Raw genomic sequence first — 15,672 nt, forward strand, 5'->3', positions numbered from 1 at the left:
GCATAAACACCTCCTTCCATTGAGGCCTTCAGCTTAGTCCAGCAACCAACCAGCAAAAATAAATCTGTCCCCTTTTTCCAAACTCGCCTCAGGTGGTACGGCTAAGCTCAGCAGCCAGCATAGAGACAGGGCCATACGCAGCGGGGAAAAAATAGGGGAACAGGCTCGAGCAGAAACAAGAAGCCCCGCTAGTGCGGGGCTTCTTTGACTAAAATGGCGGTGAGAGAGGGATTCGAACCCTCGGTACGCTATTAACGTACACACACTTTCCAGGCGTGCTCCTTCAACCGCTCGGACATCTCACCGGATCTCGCAGGGGCAGCCCCGTCGAGGCGCGCTAATGTAACCGAAGCCCCTGCCCTTGGCAAACTTTTTCCCTAGCGATTCATTGGCTTATCGCGCAAACGTGGTTAGTCGTGTAAGCCTGCGAAACGCAGTAAGTCATGGGTATCACTGTAATTCAAAGGCGCTTGCGAGGTGTTCAGTTGCAAAGCAACCAGCTCAGGTTGTTCGCCGGCATCCAACCAGTGGGTGCAGTCGGCTGGCAACTGCAGCCAATCGCCACGCTCAAGCTCAATGGCTAATACATCGTCGTCGCTGGCGCAGGTCAACAGCGCCCGCCCTTGCAGTACGGCATAGACGCAGGTCTTGCTGGTTACACGCTCGGCATGGGGCAGTTTGGCGACTGACTCTTCGCCGGGGCAAGCAGCCAAGCTAAACATTTCCAGGGCATCACAGGCTGGGTAATCCGCCTGCCACTCACGCAAGGGCTGCTGCAAAGCCTGCTGAAGCGACTCCAGCGGCTGCCCAGCTTTGAGACCGGCGGGCACGCTGCGCCTAGTCAGCGTTAAGCCTGCGCGCTGCAAGGTGCTGACAATATCATCGTGATGGGTCAGCACTTTGTAGGGTTGCTCAGGGTGTTGGGCGTGGTAGACGTAGAGCAAGCTCATGGGCTTTCCTTGCAGGTAATCGATTGAGGGTGCAGCCAGCGCCAAGCCAACCAAGCACCGAGCAGGGCCAGCGCGGCGGCGCCCATATAGGTTTGGCTGGCGCCTAAACTGCCCCACGCGTAACCGCTGAGCAAGGCCCCCAGCGCACCACCGGCACCTCCTAAGGTGCTGTAGAGGGCCTGACCTGTACTTTGGCGTTGCGGCGGGAAATGTTGCTGAATAAAAGCCACGGCCGCCGCATGAAACGCACCAAAGGTGGCCGCGTGTAGGCACTGCGCCAGCAACAAGAGCCACAGGTTATCAGCCCACAGGGCAATCATCACCCAGCGCAGCGTCGCCAGCATCAGCGAACCGACCAGCACCCAGCGCAAACCCAGCTTGGGTATCACCCGCGCCATCAACAAAAAGACGATGATCTCCGCCAGTACGCCCAGTGCCCACAGCAAACCAATGGCCACTCGGCTGTAGCCTAGGCCCTGCAGGTAGACACTAAAAAAGGTGTAGTACGGGCCATGGCTGGCCAACATTAATAAGCAACCGGCAAAAAACGCCAACATCGTCGGCTGCTTAAGCAGCCCGCGTAGGGTGCCGCGGGCCAACGGGGTACTGACCTCACCGACCTGCAAAGCTGGCAAGAAAAATCCGGCGAGGATGATCATCAGCATGATCAACGCCATCAGGTGTGGCAGGTATAAGACGGGCAAACGCTCGAACAACCAGCCAAACCCGACCACGACGGCAATGAAGCCCACCGAACCCCACAACCGTACTTTGCTGTAATGATCGGTGCGCGTACCGAGATGATGCAGGGTGATGACCTCGGCTTGCGGCAAAATGGCGTGCCAAAAGAAGCTGTGCAGCGCCATCACTAAGGCCAGCACCCAAAAGCTTTGATCAATAAAGACACCGGCAAAAAACACTAAGGTGCATACGCTGCCTAAGCGCAAGATGCCTAAACGTGTGCCGCGACTATCCGCCAAAGCCGCCCATAAATTAGGTGCCAGCACGCGCATCAGCATCGGGATGGCGATCAGCTCGCCAATGCGTGCGGGGCTTAGACCAAGCTTTTCGAGAAATAACGGCCAAAACGGCGCACTGGCACCCAATAGGCTGAAGTACCAGAAATAAAAATTAGACAGTCGCCAATAAGGCACTGCAGATGACATGCGCCTTAGTGCCCTCTCAATGCGCCGACTAATGTGTCAACTAATGTGTCAACTAATGTGCCGATCACTGCTGAGTGACCGGCACGCACATCACAACTGGCCCAGTGCGGGTGTGCTCACCGACACATCGGCGTTTTGCCCACGGTGGCGCAGCAGGTGATCGAGCAACACAATCGCCATCATGGCCTCGGCAATGGGCGTGGCACGAATACCCACACAAGGATCGTGACGCCCTTTGGTGATCACCTCAACGGGATTACCGTGAATATCAATCGAGCGGCCGGGCGTGGTGATACTGGATGTCGGCTTAAGGGCAATGTGCGCCACAATCGGTTGACCGGATGAAATCCCACCTAAAATGCCGCCGGCGTTATTGCTCAAGAAGCCTTCTGGCGTAAGTTCATCACGGTGCTCGGTGCCGCGCTGCGCCACACTGGCAAAGCCTGCGCCAATCTCGACACCTTTGACTGCGTTAATGCTCATCAGCGCGTGGGCGAGCTCAGCATCCAGTCGATCAAATATTGGCTCGCCCAAGCCTGGCATCACGCCTTCGGCGACGACGGTGATCTTAGCGCCGACGGAGTCTTGATCACGGCGCAGCTGGTCCATGTAGTGCTCCAGCTCCGGCACTTTGTCTGGGTCTGGGCTGAAAAATGCGTTCTGCTCTACGCTATCCCACGTTTTAAAGGGGATCTCAATCGGGCCGAGTTGGCTCATGTAACCACGCACGACAATGCCCTGCGCGGCCAAGACTTTTTTCGCAATCGCACCGGCGGCCACTCGCATCGCAGTTTCACGCGCGGAGCTGCGACCACCGCCACGGTAGTCGCGAATACCGTACTTGTGGTGATAGGTGTAGTCGGCATGCGCCGGACGGAACAGCTCGCTAATCGCCGAGTAGTCTTTGGATTTCTGATCGGTATTGCGGATCAGCAAGCCGATCGCGCAGCCGGTGGTTTTACCTTCGAACACGCCAGCGAGAATTTCGACTTCATCCGCTTCTTGGCGTTGCGTGGTGTGGCGGCTGGTGCCGGGTTTGCGGCGATCCAAGTCACGCTGCAAATCTTCTGCACTTAACGCAATCCCCGGCGGGCAACCATCGACGACGGCCACCAGCGCGGGGCCATGGCTTTCACCCGCACTGGTGACGGAAAACAGTTTGCCAAAAGTATTGCCGGACATGCCCAGACTCCACGACGCTTAGTTGGTGGCCTGCCGCAGCGAACGCGGCAGGCGTGGGGCGCGCAGTATAACGGATGCAGCGCCTTGGGTTAAAAAGGCCTGCTGTCAGCCGTTAACGCGGCTTTGAAACAGCGCCTGATGCTCACGGCACTGGCGCTCGGTGAGCAAGAACACGCCGTGACCACCTTGGCGAAACTCCAGCCAGGTGAAATCGACTTCGGGGTACGTGGCCTCGACATGCACTTGCGAGTTACCCACTTCCACCACCAGTACGCCATGCGGATTCAAGTGCGTGGCCGCTTCTGCCAAGATTCGCCGCACCAGCAGCAAACCATCATCACCCGCGCCCAAACCCATGGCTGGCTCGTGGTGGTATTCAGCCGGCATGTCGGCCAAGTCTTCGGCATCCACGTAAGGTGGATTGCTGACGATCAGGTCGAAGGTCTGTCCCGGCAGCCCATCAAACAAATCGCCTTGCACGCTATAAACGCGCGATTCCATTTGATGGCGTTCGATATTGATATTGGCGATTTCCAAGGCATCAAACGACAGATCAGCCAACACCACCTCAGCCTCGGGGAACACCTCAGCACAGGCGATGCCGATGCAACCTGAGCCGGTGCACAAATCCAGCACTCGCAGGGGCGCCTCGTCGAGCCATGGCGCAAAGCCCTGTTCAATTTGCTCAGCAATCGGCGAGCGCGGTACCAGCACACGGTCATCGACATAAAACGACAAACCGCAGAACCAGGCTTCATTGAGTAAATAAGCCGCGGGAACGCGCTGCTCAATGCGCTGGCGGAACAACTCACGCAGCGTTGCCGCTTCGTCTTCTTCTAAGCGGCAATCTAAATAGCTGTCACTGATTTGCCACGGCAAATGCAGCGCCCCCAGCACTAACTGGCGGGCTTCATCCCACGCGTTGTCGCTGCCATGGCCAAAAAACACATCGCTTTGATGAAATTGCGTTACCGCGTAACGAATGTGATCGCGCAGGGTAAGCAAGCGACTGGCAGACATGGTGACCTCGAAAGCGAAAAAAGGAGCATCTTACCGAAAAAAAGCCGTGCTTCGTGCAGCTAAATGTGGCGCAAACGCTACAAATAAAGGCGCAAAAACGGTGCACACCCCGTATTCAGAAACATTTGTTTGCACAATAATGAGTCACCACTTTCTAACCCTTCCCTTCCGCCTTTCCGAGTCCTCCCATCATGCTTATAGAACCCTTGTCGTTCACTGGCATCGCTGTGCTGGTGATCTTTCTTATTGGTATGGCTTTGATCATGTTCGAAGCCCAGCTTGAAATGGATAAATTCAAGCCGGCGATGTTCATGATGTCTGGCTTAGTTGTCATCGGCTTGCACTACCTGTTTAACGACCCCAACGGCTTTCACCTGTTTGCCGAAGCTCAAGAACACATCAAAACCGAGCTCTTTGGCCTGATCGCCTTCATGGCCTTCATGTGGATGATTGTTGAGTTGCTCAACGAACGTAACGTGTTCACTGCACTCAACGGCTTTTTGCTGAAAAAAGGCTTGGGCGCACGTGGGATGTTTTGGGCCACCGGTGCGTTATCCGCACTGATGTCGCCTTTCATCAACAACTTCACCACGGCGATGATCTTCGGTAAGTCGATCAAGAACATCTCAATTAACGAGCGTTACACCCACGTGTCGCTGTGCAACATCGTGGTGGCCTCCAATACCGGGGTGTGGTTCCTCGGCACCTCGACCTCACTGATGGTGGTACTGGCCGGTAAGATCAGCCTCGCGGGGCTGCTGCTATTGATTCCGTCGGCGCTCATCGGCTGGCTGCTATTCGCCTTGACCCTTGAGTTTTTCTACATGCGCCCACTTAAGGGCCATCAGCTGATTCGCGAAATCGAAGGCGATGACTCGGCACTCAAGCCAGGCGGCGCCAGCATTGCCGTGGTCGGTCTGAGCGCCATCGTGTTTGCCGTCACCGCCAACGTGACGCTACACGTGGACATCGAATTTGCCACCGGCATTGGCTTAGGCTTTGTCGCCCTGTGGGCGTGGGTATTGAGCCATCGCGGCATCGAATTGCCGTGGCAGGATCAACTGCAAAAAGTGGAGTGGAACGCCCTACTGTTCTTTATCGGCATCATCACCGCGGTCTCGTGCCTTAACCATGTCGGCTGGCTGTCTTACATTTCCAAGCTATTTGAGCTGTTTGACCCCACACTGGTGAACGTCATTCTTGGCGTCATTTCCGGCATTATGGATAACGTACCGGTTGAAGCGGCGGCCTTGATGTCCAACCCCCAACTCGGTCTAGACCAATGGGCGCTCAACGCCTTGATGGTGGGCATTGGCGGTTCGCTCACTGTGGTCGGTTCAGCCGCCGGCATCATGGCCATGGCTTTGGACAAGAGCTATACCTTTGGCGTGCACTTAAAGTTTTTGCCCGCTATTTTGGTTAACTTCTTAGGCTCACTAGGCGTCTGGTGGTTGCAGTTCAAGCTGTTTGGCTTGTACTGATCAGCAAGCCAACACAACAAAAAGCCCAGCGTCGACGCTGGGCTTTTTGTTGTGGCAAACCATCAATAAATGATGCGCTTGGCGCCAGCGTAGTGCTTAGTCCAATAACGATCTGCCAAGCGATCTAAGCGTACATACCCACCGGAGCTGGGCGCATGCACAAAGCGCCCCTCGCCCACGTAAATACCGGCATGACTGATGCGGCCACTGATATTGAAGAACAGCAAATCGCCTGCCGCTAGCTCGCCTCGGCTGACCGCCGGCTTGTTGAGCTGACTCATTTCCAAGGTTGTGCGAGGCAAATGCACATTGGCCGTGCCTCGATACACGTACTGAATCAAGCCGCTACAGTCAAAACCACTTTGTGGCGAGGAGCCGCCATAACGATAAGGCGTGCCGACTTGTGCCATGGCATTAAACAGCACGTCTTGTGCGGCACTAGCGCTAGGCGCAGGCAAGGAAGGAGCCACGGCTACCGGCGGTGAAGGCGGCGTCGAGGAACAGGCCGCCAACAAGGCAGCCAACGCAGCGATGACACTCAAACGAAGCGATAACTTAAGCATGCCCACCCCTACTCGGCTTTATTGATAGCCAGCTTGGCGCGCAATACTCAGAAATTCAAGTAGTTAGCCGATGAAGTAAAACCAGTAGCGCAGCTTCAAACACTCACTCTCGACCCAGCAACAGGCTAATCCAGCGACAAGCTCGCCGTCGCATCGGCGGCCTCGACCTCGACCTCAACACGCTTGGCTAAGAAGAAATGGTTTTGCCAGTAACGGTCGCTCAGGTTATCAATCCGCACTTTTCCGCCGGAACGATTGGCGTGTAAAAACTGGTCGTCACCGACATACATGCCGACATGGCTCACTTGGCCGCCAATTTTGAAGAAAATCAGATCGCCCGGCTGCAAATCAGCGCGCTTGACGGTAGGTTGATCCATACGACTCATGGCGCGCGACGAGCGCGGCAAGTCCACTGACAGGGTATTTTGGAACGCATAGTGAACCAGACCACTGCAGTCAAAACCCGCTTGCGGTGAGGCACCACCGTAACGATAACGCGCGCCAAGCTGGTCTAGCGCCTGCGCCAAGGCATCTTCTTGCGGCGAGCTCTGCTCAACCACTTCAGGCTCAGGCTCTGGGGCCATCTTTTGCACAACCACCACCGGCTCGTGCACGGGCTGTTGCGTCGCACAACCGGCTAACGCCATTAGCGAAGTCAGCAGTGCTGCATTGAGTGTTATCCGCGTCATGAACATGGCGCTAGCCCCTGAAAAAAGTGCGACTTTGCAAAAAACACGCCGCCAGCACAAGCGTCTGCCGCTCATTTCTAGCTAAAACTTGTTAGCAAATCCTGCAAGGTACTGCTGGCTGGTGCAGCGATAGCAATATCAACACGCTCAGATAACGCGCTGCGCTGCGGGTTAATCTCTACAACAAGCCCGCCCGCCTGCTGACAGCGTAAGGCGGGCTCCAAGATGTAGGGGAAGCTCGCGCTGGTGCCAATCAACACCACCACCTCAAAACCTTTTGCGACTTCGCGATACAAGCGGCCAATATCGTCATCGACGAGCATCTCCTCAAACAGCACCACGGGTGGGCGCAACACGCCGCCGCAAGTGTCACAGCAAGGCGGTAAGGGCTGCGCAAGGCACGCCTCCAAATTCTCACTGACTTTGCCGCACGACTGGCAGAACAGCGGTGCCAATTGACCGTGGATTTCGATTAAGCGTGCCGCAGGGCTACCGGCTTGACGATGATAGCCATCAATATTTTGCGTCAGAACCCAGCATTGCCCTTTACGCTGCTGCAGCGCAGCAATCGCATGGTGACCTGCATTGGGTGCAGCAGCGAGAACAGCCTGCCCCAACTGGGCGAGGTATTTCCAGCACAGCTCCGGGCGTTGTCGCAGCATAGTGCCGCTCAGCGCTTGCTCGATCGGCATGCCTTCATCAGTGTGGCCATTGTATAAGCCGCCCATCCCTCGATACGTCGGCAAGCCCGAATCCGCCGATAACCCCGCGCCGGTGATGAGCAAGATGCGTTCAGCTTGCTGCAGCGCTTGGGCAAGCGTTTGTACCTGCTGGGCATAATCCATGCTGCGAACCTCAATGATTAACGGTGTGCGCCAGCATCCACGACAACTGGCACAGCGGGCGACCGCTTTGCGCCTGCCAGGTATTGAAAGCCTCCTGTACGGCGGCTTTGTCGCGTAAAGAACTCGGCACCTTATCCACGATGCCTTGGGCACTGAGTGCCGCTACCACATCGTTAGTCGGCACAAAGGTGTCCTTGCCTAACATGCGTAACAAACGCGGCGCGGACAAGCCGCCTAACTGAGTGCCGCGCTTAGCTAACTGCGTCCAAAGCCCGGTGATATCGTCCGTGGGCCATGCCGCAATCCATGCACCAAAACTGCCGTGCTCTTGGGCAATATCCAGCACAAACTGGGCATTGCGCGGCACGCTCTTGAGCTTGCCGAGATGACGTATCAAGCGTTTGTCTTGCATCAGGCGCTCAATGTGTTCGGCACTTATCAGCACCAGCTTTTGCGGGTCGAATCCCCAAAAAACCTCTTCAAAAGCCGGCCATTTGGCATCCACCAAGCTGTGCTTTAACCCCGCACGAAAAATGCGCAGGCCAATCAGTGATAAATAACGATCATCACTCAGCGCGCGCAACGCGTCGTCACTGACCGGCTGGGGCAATTGCCCCTCAAGCTTGGCCTGTGAGCCAAAGCGATTCAGGCAGTACTCATACAGCCACTGATAGTCGCGCATCGGGATTCCTTATCGCTCAGTCATTAAGCCTTGCGGCGGCGCTTATAAGTTCATTACATCCACAAAGCGCGGGGTGGCGTTGTCATCAATGCGTAAGCTGTTGAAGTCAAACAAGTTGCGATCTGCCAACTGCGAAGGCGCTACGTTTTGCAGCGCGCGGAACATGATTTCGGTGCGGCCTGGGGTTTTGCGCTCCCACTCGTGCAGCATCTCTTTGACGACTTGGCGCTGCAGGTTTTCCTGCGAGCCACACAAATTGCACGGAATAATCGGGAACTCACGAAGCTCCGCGTAGGCTTCAATGTCCTTCTCGCTGCAATACGCCAGCGGACGAATCACCACGTTGCGACCATCATCCGACAACAATTTAGGCGGCATGCTTTTTAACGTGCCACCGTAGAACAGGTTGAGGAAGAAGGTTTCCACCATGTCATCGCGGTGATGACCGAGCGCCATTTTGGTTGCGCCAATTTCATCGGCGTAGGTGTACAAGGTGCCGCGGCGTAAGCGTGAACACAGCGAGCAGGTGGTTTTGCCTTCAGGAATTTTTTCCTTCACCACCGAGTAGGTATCTTTCTCGATGATGTGGTACGCCACACCTAAGCTTGCCAAATACTCTGGCAATACCTGCTCAGGAAAACCCGGCTGCTTTTGATCCATGTTCACGGCCACGATTTCAAAACGAATCGGCGCCACTTTTTGCAGATACAGCAAGACATCCAGCAAGGTGTAACTGTCTTTACCGCCCGACAAGCACACCATGACCTTATCGCCGTCTTCGATCATGTTGTAGTCGGTGATGGCCTCACCGACTAGGCGGCGCAGGCGCTTTTGCAGCTTATTTTGATTGACCGACAGAGTACCCATAACCGACGTCCACAGCATGAAAATGGGCGCTCATTCTACGCACAAACACTCGCCAACCCTAGTCACGCCATCGGCTAAGGCGCATTAACGGCCCATTCGTAGTCATAACGCACATCGCTGAGTGGATGCTGCTTGAGCAACGCCTGCAACGAAGCATCAGCGTATTGAGCTAAGTGTGCAGCCAAGTCAGGAAAATCGACGCTGTACCAGTCATAAATAGAAGACAACTGCCAGCGACCTTGCTGCCACTGCACCCCACGCGGATGATTAATAAACTCACGCGCGGCTTGCTCCAATAAACGCTCGGTGTTTTCTGCAGTAAACGCTTGGCTGGCTAAGTTGGGACAACCGAGACTGGCACAATTAACCGCATAGTGAATGCGCGCATCCTGCCAAATGGGCCGCAAAATACGATGCTCTATGTCGTTCAGGGTTAAGCCCTGCCCTGCGACCACAACGACTTCATCATCCCAAGGCCCCAACGCATACCAAGCGCCGAGTTTGCGAATACTGCTTACCGGCCACGCTTTGAGCATGAGCTGTACCGTCACCGCGTTATACAGGTTGATCCAATAAGCCTTTTGCTCGGCACGCGACAACTGCCGTGGATCGATAGCCGTCAACGCCCGGATGTAAGCATCTAGCTGACGAACATCCTGCGGATGGACTTGGCCATAGGCGAAGCGGTTAATACCGCTGGCATGTTGATCATCGAGGTAGCGGTTTAATACGTCCTGCCAAAGACTGTGATCGACGCGTAGCGAAGCTTGTTCCTGACTAGCCTGCCACATCGGCCAGGGCTCGCTTGCTGGCGCCGCTTGCGCCCCCCAAGCCAAGGCGCTTAACAGCACAACTCCCACCCAAGCGCTTATCTGTTTCATTCACTGGCACCTTATCTAAACCATTAACTCGCACAACTAATAACCGCACCACAAGCTACAAACAGACCACACAACTGCGGCAAGGTTACATGCTAGGCTCGACCCATGATGAATGAATTCCCACAAAGCGCCTCACTCGACCAACAATGCCTGCATCTTTTGCAACAGCAGCCGGATGGGCTACCCGAATACGCCCTGCTACACGCGCTACGCAAAGCGCACAGCAGTCACCTACCCAATCTCGCCTTGAGCGACAAGCTGGTGCTGTTTCGTAGTCATTTCCTATTATTCAACGCGCTGTACCGACTGCGTGATCAGCTATGGCAAGCCGAACGCGCCTATCTGCATATTGACCCGCTTAATATCTGCTTAATGCCCTACCAAGCAGGCAGCCAAGCCGTAAGCGAACACGATCCTCTGCGCGCTTATTATCTGGACGAGCAGCAATTAAGAGAGACCGACGAGCGCGATGTTGAACGCTTGCTCACCAGCTTTTGGACGCGCATGCAAGGCGGTGAGGAAAAGCTCGCTGCGATTGAGCTGTTTGAACTCGATGAGCCCATCACCCCTCAGCGTATCAAGCAGCGTTATCGGCAGTTGGTCAGTCTGCACCATCCCGATCGTGGTGGCAGCCAGACGCGAATGCAGTCGATCAATCATGCTTTTGAAATACTCGAGCGTTATTATGGGCAAGCCTGAAACTTCTAATTGCTCTAACCCTCACCTTTCTGACCTTCACCCTCTGCCTATACTGAACTCAAGGCCGTATAGGTTGGTGGTGCACTAGCGAGCGCTGTCCACGCCTCGCTAGCACGTCGCCAAGACGGCCATTATAAGAAAGAGGAGGTAAGGCTATGATCCACCATGTTTGGGGGCTCTTTACTCATCCCGATCAGGAATGGCAGGAAATCCGCGGCGAAAAAGAAACCATCAGCCACATGTACTTCACCCATGTGCTGATTTTGGCCGCAATCCCTGTGATATCAGCTTATTTTGGCACCACCGAAGTGGGCTGGAGCTTTGGCACGGGGGATGCCGTCAAGCTCACGCAAAGCAGTGCAATACAGATGACCGTCCTGTCTTACTTGGCCATGCTGGCCGGTGTGGCTGTCATGGGAGCGTTTATTCATTGGATGGCGCGCACCTACGACAGCAGCCCGAGCTTGGCGCGCTGTATCGTGTTCGCAGCCTACACCGCCACCCCGCTGTTTATTGCCGGCCTCTCGGCGCTGTACCCCAGCTTGTGGCTCGGCATGTTGGTCGGCACCGCCGCCATCTGCTACACGGTGTACTTACTGTATGTCGGTATTCCGACCTTCATGCGCATACCGAAAGACGAAGGCTTCTTGTTCTCCAGCTCCGTGTTGGCTGTAGGTCTTGTGGTACTGGTTGCCATGATTGCCGCCTCAGTCATTCTGTGGGGGTTTGGCGTTGGCCCGGTCTACACCAGCTAGCCTTCCGCCCAGTAACAACAAGGCAGCCTCAATGGGCTGCCTTGTTGTTTTAGAACTGAGAAAACTTACGCCCAAGCCTTAGGCAATACTCAACGCACAATCGCCAACTCAAACGCGCCCTCTTTGGCGTGCGCGTGCTGCTGTAGCCCATCGCCATCGACCTGCAACGCCTGCAGTGGTCGCTTAAACGGCTTGTTATCCAGCGTTGCCTGCGCCAAGTCATCGCTGGTGGTAATCAGCAGCACGTAACGCTCGCCACGCTCAGGCCGAATCGCCACGGTACCCTCAAGAAACGCATAGCGGTACCAAGTTTCCGGATTCAGTTGGTACACCGCATCACTGACTAAACGGGTAGGCACCTTACCTTCGTTTAAAAACAACAGGCTCGGATAGACCACTGTTTTATTAGCAAAACTGCGTACTCGTAAACCATAGGTACGCTGCGAGCGTGGCAAGCGGAATGCCGCATAGCTGGTCTTACCCGTTGGCAGCGCTAGGCTAGGTGAAAAATCATTCATTTCTTCATAGCGCGGCTCTTCAACCGACAACTCGATAAAATCATCATCGGTTAATTGCAAACAGCAGCGGCTTTGCATGTCGCGCATTAGACCTTGCGCTTGCTCATCATTGGCCAAGAGGCGACGCAGCGCTTCATTTGGCGCGCCATCTAAACCCGGCAATTGTTGCTTGCTGCCGGACAAATCAACCTCGCGCCCTTCGTTGAAGTCGATTTTGCTAACCCCACTGGGCTTGGCAAACATCGCTGCGCGCTCTTCAATGCTGATCGGCGAGTTATGCGTGCGCCCTTGATCGTCGACCCAGGTGTAATACGGGTTACCGTTCTCACTGCGCACAAAGCCGCGCCCTTCCAGCACATTGGCGTCCATGTAGTCAGAGGCGCGCTCCCCCGAGGGCAAGACATAATCACGCGGATTCCCGCCTTGACCGACTTGATTGGCGTAGAAGCTACTTTGCAAGCGCCCGCCTTGGTCTACCCACGTAAAGTAGCGACGCTTACTTTCAGCGCCTTGCAGAGGGTGCAAGCCCCCCACGCCACCATCACCACTGAGTCTTAAACGGTCTTGCTCAGCGACCTGCTGGCGGGCAACTTCTTGTTGCCTAGTAAACTCTTTACCCACAAACGTGTTGTGCAAGCGCCCGTGCGGATCAATCCAGGTCAGGTACTTACCAGCGTTAGCGCTAACAGGCAGTAAAGCCAGCAACAAGCTGAGAGACACAAACAAACGGCGCATCACTACCTCAGAACGTCGTGCGATAGGTGACGGCCATTATGTAGGCTGTGGTTTTGGTTTTCACGTTAAGGTCAGCGTAGGGGTTATATACCAAGCTATCTAGGCTTGCGCAGTTAACGTTACAGCTGGTACCTGCAGGGATATCTTGCTCACTCACAAAGTAGTTAAAGCCAAGGTCAATATAGGTATCTTTATCCCAGCGATAACCTAGACCCAAGCCATACAGAGTGGCATCACCGACAGGCGCCAACACATCCGCTTTGTTACCGGGAATTGAAGAGGGGCGCGGCTCATAGCCGGCACGCAAGGAAAGGCGCTCATTGACATCATACTGCACCCCCAGCGCCCAACTCCAAACCGACTCATAACCCCGATCGAGCGTAATGCTGTTGCTGGTAGCTGCATTGGGCGAAAAAACTTTCGCAATACGCAGCATATCGAGCTCACGATCGAACTCAATGGTGAATTCATTCCAGTCCGCGTAATCGGTCCACTTAAGGTCGAAGTTAATCTGCCACTGATCGTGCGGTTTAAATTTTATGCCGGTTGAGAAATGATCGGGATAGGTTAAATCCAGCGATGCCGAACCACGTTCTTCATCCACATTGCCGTTAGGGAAAATCGGTACAAACTGCGGAAGCAATGCGGAATTGAAGGTACTCCAGAAGCTCTGCCAATTGCTGGAGTAATCAACCGTATATTTACCCTGCAAGTGCATACGCGACTCACTTTGATACGTTGCGCCCCAAGCAAACCAGTCCGTAGGCTCCCACAACACACCCACGTTCCAAGAGGGCGCCAGCTTTTGTTGTAAATCAATATCCAAGTTGGCCAAGTTGGTGAACGGCCCAAGCTCTGCACCACAGAAGTTGACTAAGATCACGATCGGCGTGGCACAGATTCCCGATTTAAAAATCTCTCCAAATAATTGGGTCACCCCCGTCAACGTGCCGGGCGCGCGGAAGTCCTGATTGAGCGCCATGGCCTGATGTGAAAAACCCACTGACAAACCAAATGACAACTCATCGTTCATTTGATAGGCCACCGACGGTGACAAATAGGTAATCCGCTGAATCGCGACTTTACGCCCCTGATAACGCGCGGGGTCATCATCATCGTCACGCGAAAAACCGAGCGCCTGAGGGGCGTACATATTGGTCGCGAAGGTAAATTTTGAGCCGGGTGGGTTGATCGACATGCCCGCCAAGGGCGCGGCTAAAACAGGCATCTCGGTGATACCGCCAAAGCCTGGCAAGTACATAGCCGGCGTGGTGGTACGACTGCTTTTACCCGCCACATCATCATCGCTATAACCAAAGAAGTTACTGCCATAGCCTGCGGGGGCATCAAACTTCGCGCGAATATCCATTACGCCCGTTAGCAGCTTCATTTGGGTCTGCCGACCTTTGAGCTTGGTCAGTGCGGCTGGGTTGTAATGCACCGCATCGATCCCGCTGGAGTCAGCGGTAATCGCATTACCCAGCGCCATTGCCTTGGGATTACCAATGGTTAAATTTTGTGCCAACTGTGCTTGCGCGCTACCAGCGACAAGGCAAAACATCCCCAATCCCGTCAGCAGACGGGCTATATAAGCCTGCATGCTGCCCCCTACTCTGACTTCAAGCCTTTGATGTCCAGCGGCATAGAAATACCGAGCAGCACATCAGGCGAATCTTCCGTCATGCCGAAGCCAGCATTCACGTTGACAATAGTGTCAGGGTCGGTGCGCACACCGAGGGCGAAGTTCATCAGCGCGCTGGTGGATTCAGTGCCCTCCAGTGAGCCGTCAGCAAAGGTGTATTCGGTCTTCAGCGAGTGCGACATCTGGTACGACGCACTGAGGGAAACGTCGTACGACAAGGAGTACGCAAAACCCGCACTCATCGACAAGGTGTCACCAGGGTCAACATCCTGCAGCAAGCGGCCGCCACGAACCTGATCCACATCGCTGACCTTCATGTTGTAGGCATATCCCACCGAGCCGAACAGCACGACCGGATCGATGATGTAACTGGCGTTCAAACCAAAGCCCAAGCTGTAAAAGCCAGAGCCCGTAGAAAGGTCATTATCTGGATTAATGTCGTAGGGACTATCACCCGTCGGCAGGCTGAGCGAGCCATACAAGGTGTACACGGGTTTACCACGCACGGCTTCCCACGGCTGCCAACGAACACTGGTGGAAACATCGCCCACGCTGTAACGACTTAAATCACGCTCCGTGTCGTACTTAGCCACCAGCGGCAAACGCACACTGAAGGTGAGGTTGTCCCAGACACCGTAATCAAAGGTAAAGGAGTTGGTGAACGTATGTTGCGCCTCACTACGACCCACCACGCTGAAGACATTGCCGTTCTGGCGCAAGGTTTCCACTAAGGTATCGCGCACCAACGAATAGTCCGCAGCAAACGTTAAAGTGCGTTCGCCTTTTTTCAGCAAGGTGTAGCTTTTCTCGGCAGCCTGAAAGACTTCTTCCAAAGCTTTTTCGGTGTCAGCATCGTCCGATTTTTTGGCCAGCGCTTCCCGCGCCTGTTCTTGACTTGCTTGTTCAGCAAACGCGTAGGGCGCCACCAAACAGGCCAGTGCCAATGCACCAGCGATAACGCGCTGTGTCATACCAACCCCCGAACCACTTCTTATCG

The 15,672-nt window shown here is 54.9% G+C and carries 16 protein-coding genes and 1 tRNA gene; 3 read left to right on the top strand and 14 right to left on the bottom strand.

Features of this window, described 5'->3' with window-relative positions; all coding sequences use genetic code 11:
* Positions 1-214: 214 nt before the first annotated feature.
* The 5 genes from MKI83_RS04605 to prmB form a co-directional block, all read right to left on the bottom strand.
* Positions 215-305, bottom strand: a tRNA-Ser gene (locus tag MKI83_RS04605).
* 105 nt (positions 306-410) lie between these two features.
* Entirely contained in the window at positions 411-950 is a 540-nt protein-coding gene (locus tag MKI83_RS04610) for a cupin domain-containing protein (RefSeq protein ID WP_241583690.1), read from the bottom strand.
* The gene (locus MKI83_RS04615; protein ID WP_241583691.1) at positions 947-2,116 is read right to left on the bottom strand and encodes an MFS transporter; all 1,170 of its coding nucleotides are present in this window, start codon (positions 2,114-2,116) and stop codon (positions 947-949) included. The genes MKI83_RS04610 and MKI83_RS04615 overlap by 4 nt, the downstream gene beginning before the upstream one ends.
* Positions 2,117-2,206: 90 nt before the next feature.
* The gene (aroC, locus tag MKI83_RS04620; RefSeq protein WP_241583692.1) at positions 2,207-3,298 is read right to left on the bottom strand and encodes a chorismate synthase; all 1,092 of its coding nucleotides are present in this window, start codon (positions 3,296-3,298) and stop codon (positions 2,207-2,209) included.
* 105 nt (positions 3,299-3,403) lie between these two features.
* A complete protein-coding gene (gene prmB, locus MKI83_RS04625) occupies positions 3,404-4,318 on the bottom strand; it encodes a 50S ribosomal protein L3 N(5)-glutamine methyltransferase (RefSeq protein ID WP_241583693.1) in 915 nt (304 codons plus the stop codon).
* Positions 4,319-4,509: 191 nt separating this feature from the next.
* Here prmB and nhaD point away from each other — a divergent pair, with 191 nt between their 5' ends.
* Positions 4,510-5,799 carry a sodium:proton antiporter NhaD gene (gene nhaD / locus MKI83_RS04630; RefSeq protein WP_241583694.1) on the top strand — a complete coding sequence of 430 codons (1,290 nt, stop codon included), beginning with the start codon at positions 4,510-4,512 and terminating at the stop codon, positions 5,797-5,799.
* A 62-nt stretch (positions 5,800-5,861) separates the two neighbouring features.
* Here the strand turns inward: nhaD and MKI83_RS04635 are convergent, their stop codons facing one another.
* From MKI83_RS04635 to MKI83_RS04660, 6 genes are all read right to left on the bottom strand, one after another.
* The gene (locus MKI83_RS04635; RefSeq protein WP_241583695.1) at positions 5,862-6,362 is read right to left on the bottom strand and encodes a C40 family peptidase; all 501 of its coding nucleotides are present in this window, start codon (positions 6,360-6,362) and stop codon (positions 5,862-5,864) included.
* A 125-nt stretch (positions 6,363-6,487) separates the two neighbouring features.
* Positions 6,488-7,057 (bottom strand): C40 family peptidase, encoded by a 570-nt coding sequence (locus tag MKI83_RS04640; protein WP_241583696.1) that lies wholly within the window; start codon positions 7,055-7,057, stop codon positions 6,488-6,490.
* Between the two features lie 71 nt (positions 7,058-7,128).
* On the bottom strand, positions 7,129-7,896 hold the full coding sequence (locus MKI83_RS04645; protein WP_241583698.1) for an NAD-dependent protein deacylase: 768 nt from the start codon (positions 7,894-7,896) through the stop codon (positions 7,129-7,131).
* Between the two features lie 10 nt (positions 7,897-7,906).
* Positions 7,907-8,578, bottom strand: a complete 672-nt coding sequence (locus MKI83_RS04650; RefSeq protein ID WP_241583699.1) for a DNA-3-methyladenine glycosylase I — start codon at positions 8,576-8,578, stop codon at positions 7,907-7,909.
* 42 nt (positions 8,579-8,620) lie between these two features.
* The gene (gene ttcA / locus MKI83_RS04655) at positions 8,621-9,445 is read right to left on the bottom strand and encodes a tRNA 2-thiocytidine(32) synthetase TtcA (RefSeq protein WP_241583700.1); all 825 of its coding nucleotides are present in this window, start codon (positions 9,443-9,445) and stop codon (positions 8,621-8,623) included.
* A gap of 74 nt (positions 9,446-9,519) precedes the next feature.
* Positions 9,520-10,326 carry a DUF547 domain-containing protein gene (locus tag MKI83_RS04660; RefSeq protein ID WP_241583701.1) on the bottom strand — a complete coding sequence of 269 codons (807 nt, stop codon included), beginning with the start codon at positions 10,324-10,326 and terminating at the stop codon, positions 9,520-9,522.
* A gap of 105 nt (positions 10,327-10,431) precedes the next feature.
* Between MKI83_RS04660 and MKI83_RS04665 the strand changes: the two genes are divergently transcribed.
* Positions 10,432-11,025 (top strand): DNA-J related domain-containing protein, encoded by a 594-nt coding sequence (locus MKI83_RS04665; protein ID WP_241583702.1) that lies wholly within the window; start codon positions 10,432-10,434, stop codon positions 11,023-11,025.
* Positions 11,026-11,180: 155 nt separating this feature from the next.
* Positions 11,181-11,780, top strand: coding sequence for a Yip1 family protein (locus MKI83_RS04670; RefSeq protein ID WP_241583703.1), 600 nt, complete (start codon positions 11,181-11,183; stop codon positions 11,778-11,780).
* Positions 11,781-11,869: 89 nt separating this feature from the next.
* On the opposite strand, the gene MKI83_RS04675 is transcribed toward MKI83_RS04670, so the two are convergent.
* The 3 genes from MKI83_RS04675 to MKI83_RS04685 are packed head-to-tail and all read right to left on the bottom strand — an operon-like array spanning position 11,870 to position 15,646.
* A complete protein-coding gene (locus MKI83_RS04675; protein WP_241583704.1) occupies positions 11,870-13,033 on the bottom strand; it encodes a MalM family protein in 1,164 nt (387 codons plus the stop codon).
* Positions 13,034-13,040: 7 nt separating this feature from the next.
* On the bottom strand, positions 13,041-14,633 hold the full coding sequence (locus MKI83_RS04680; protein ID WP_370867350.1) for an outer membrane protein transport protein: 1,593 nt from the start codon (positions 14,631-14,633) through the stop codon (positions 13,041-13,043).
* An 8-nt stretch (positions 14,634-14,641) separates the two neighbouring features.
* Positions 14,642-15,646, bottom strand: coding sequence for a transporter (locus tag MKI83_RS04685; RefSeq protein WP_241583705.1), 1,005 nt, complete (start codon positions 15,644-15,646; stop codon positions 14,642-14,644).
* Positions 15,647-15,672: the final 26 nt, after the last annotated feature.

Source organism: Atopomonas sediminilitoris, assembly GCF_022601735.1.
GTDB lineage: Bacteria > Pseudomonadota > Gammaproteobacteria > Pseudomonadales > Pseudomonadaceae > Atopomonas > Atopomonas sediminilitoris.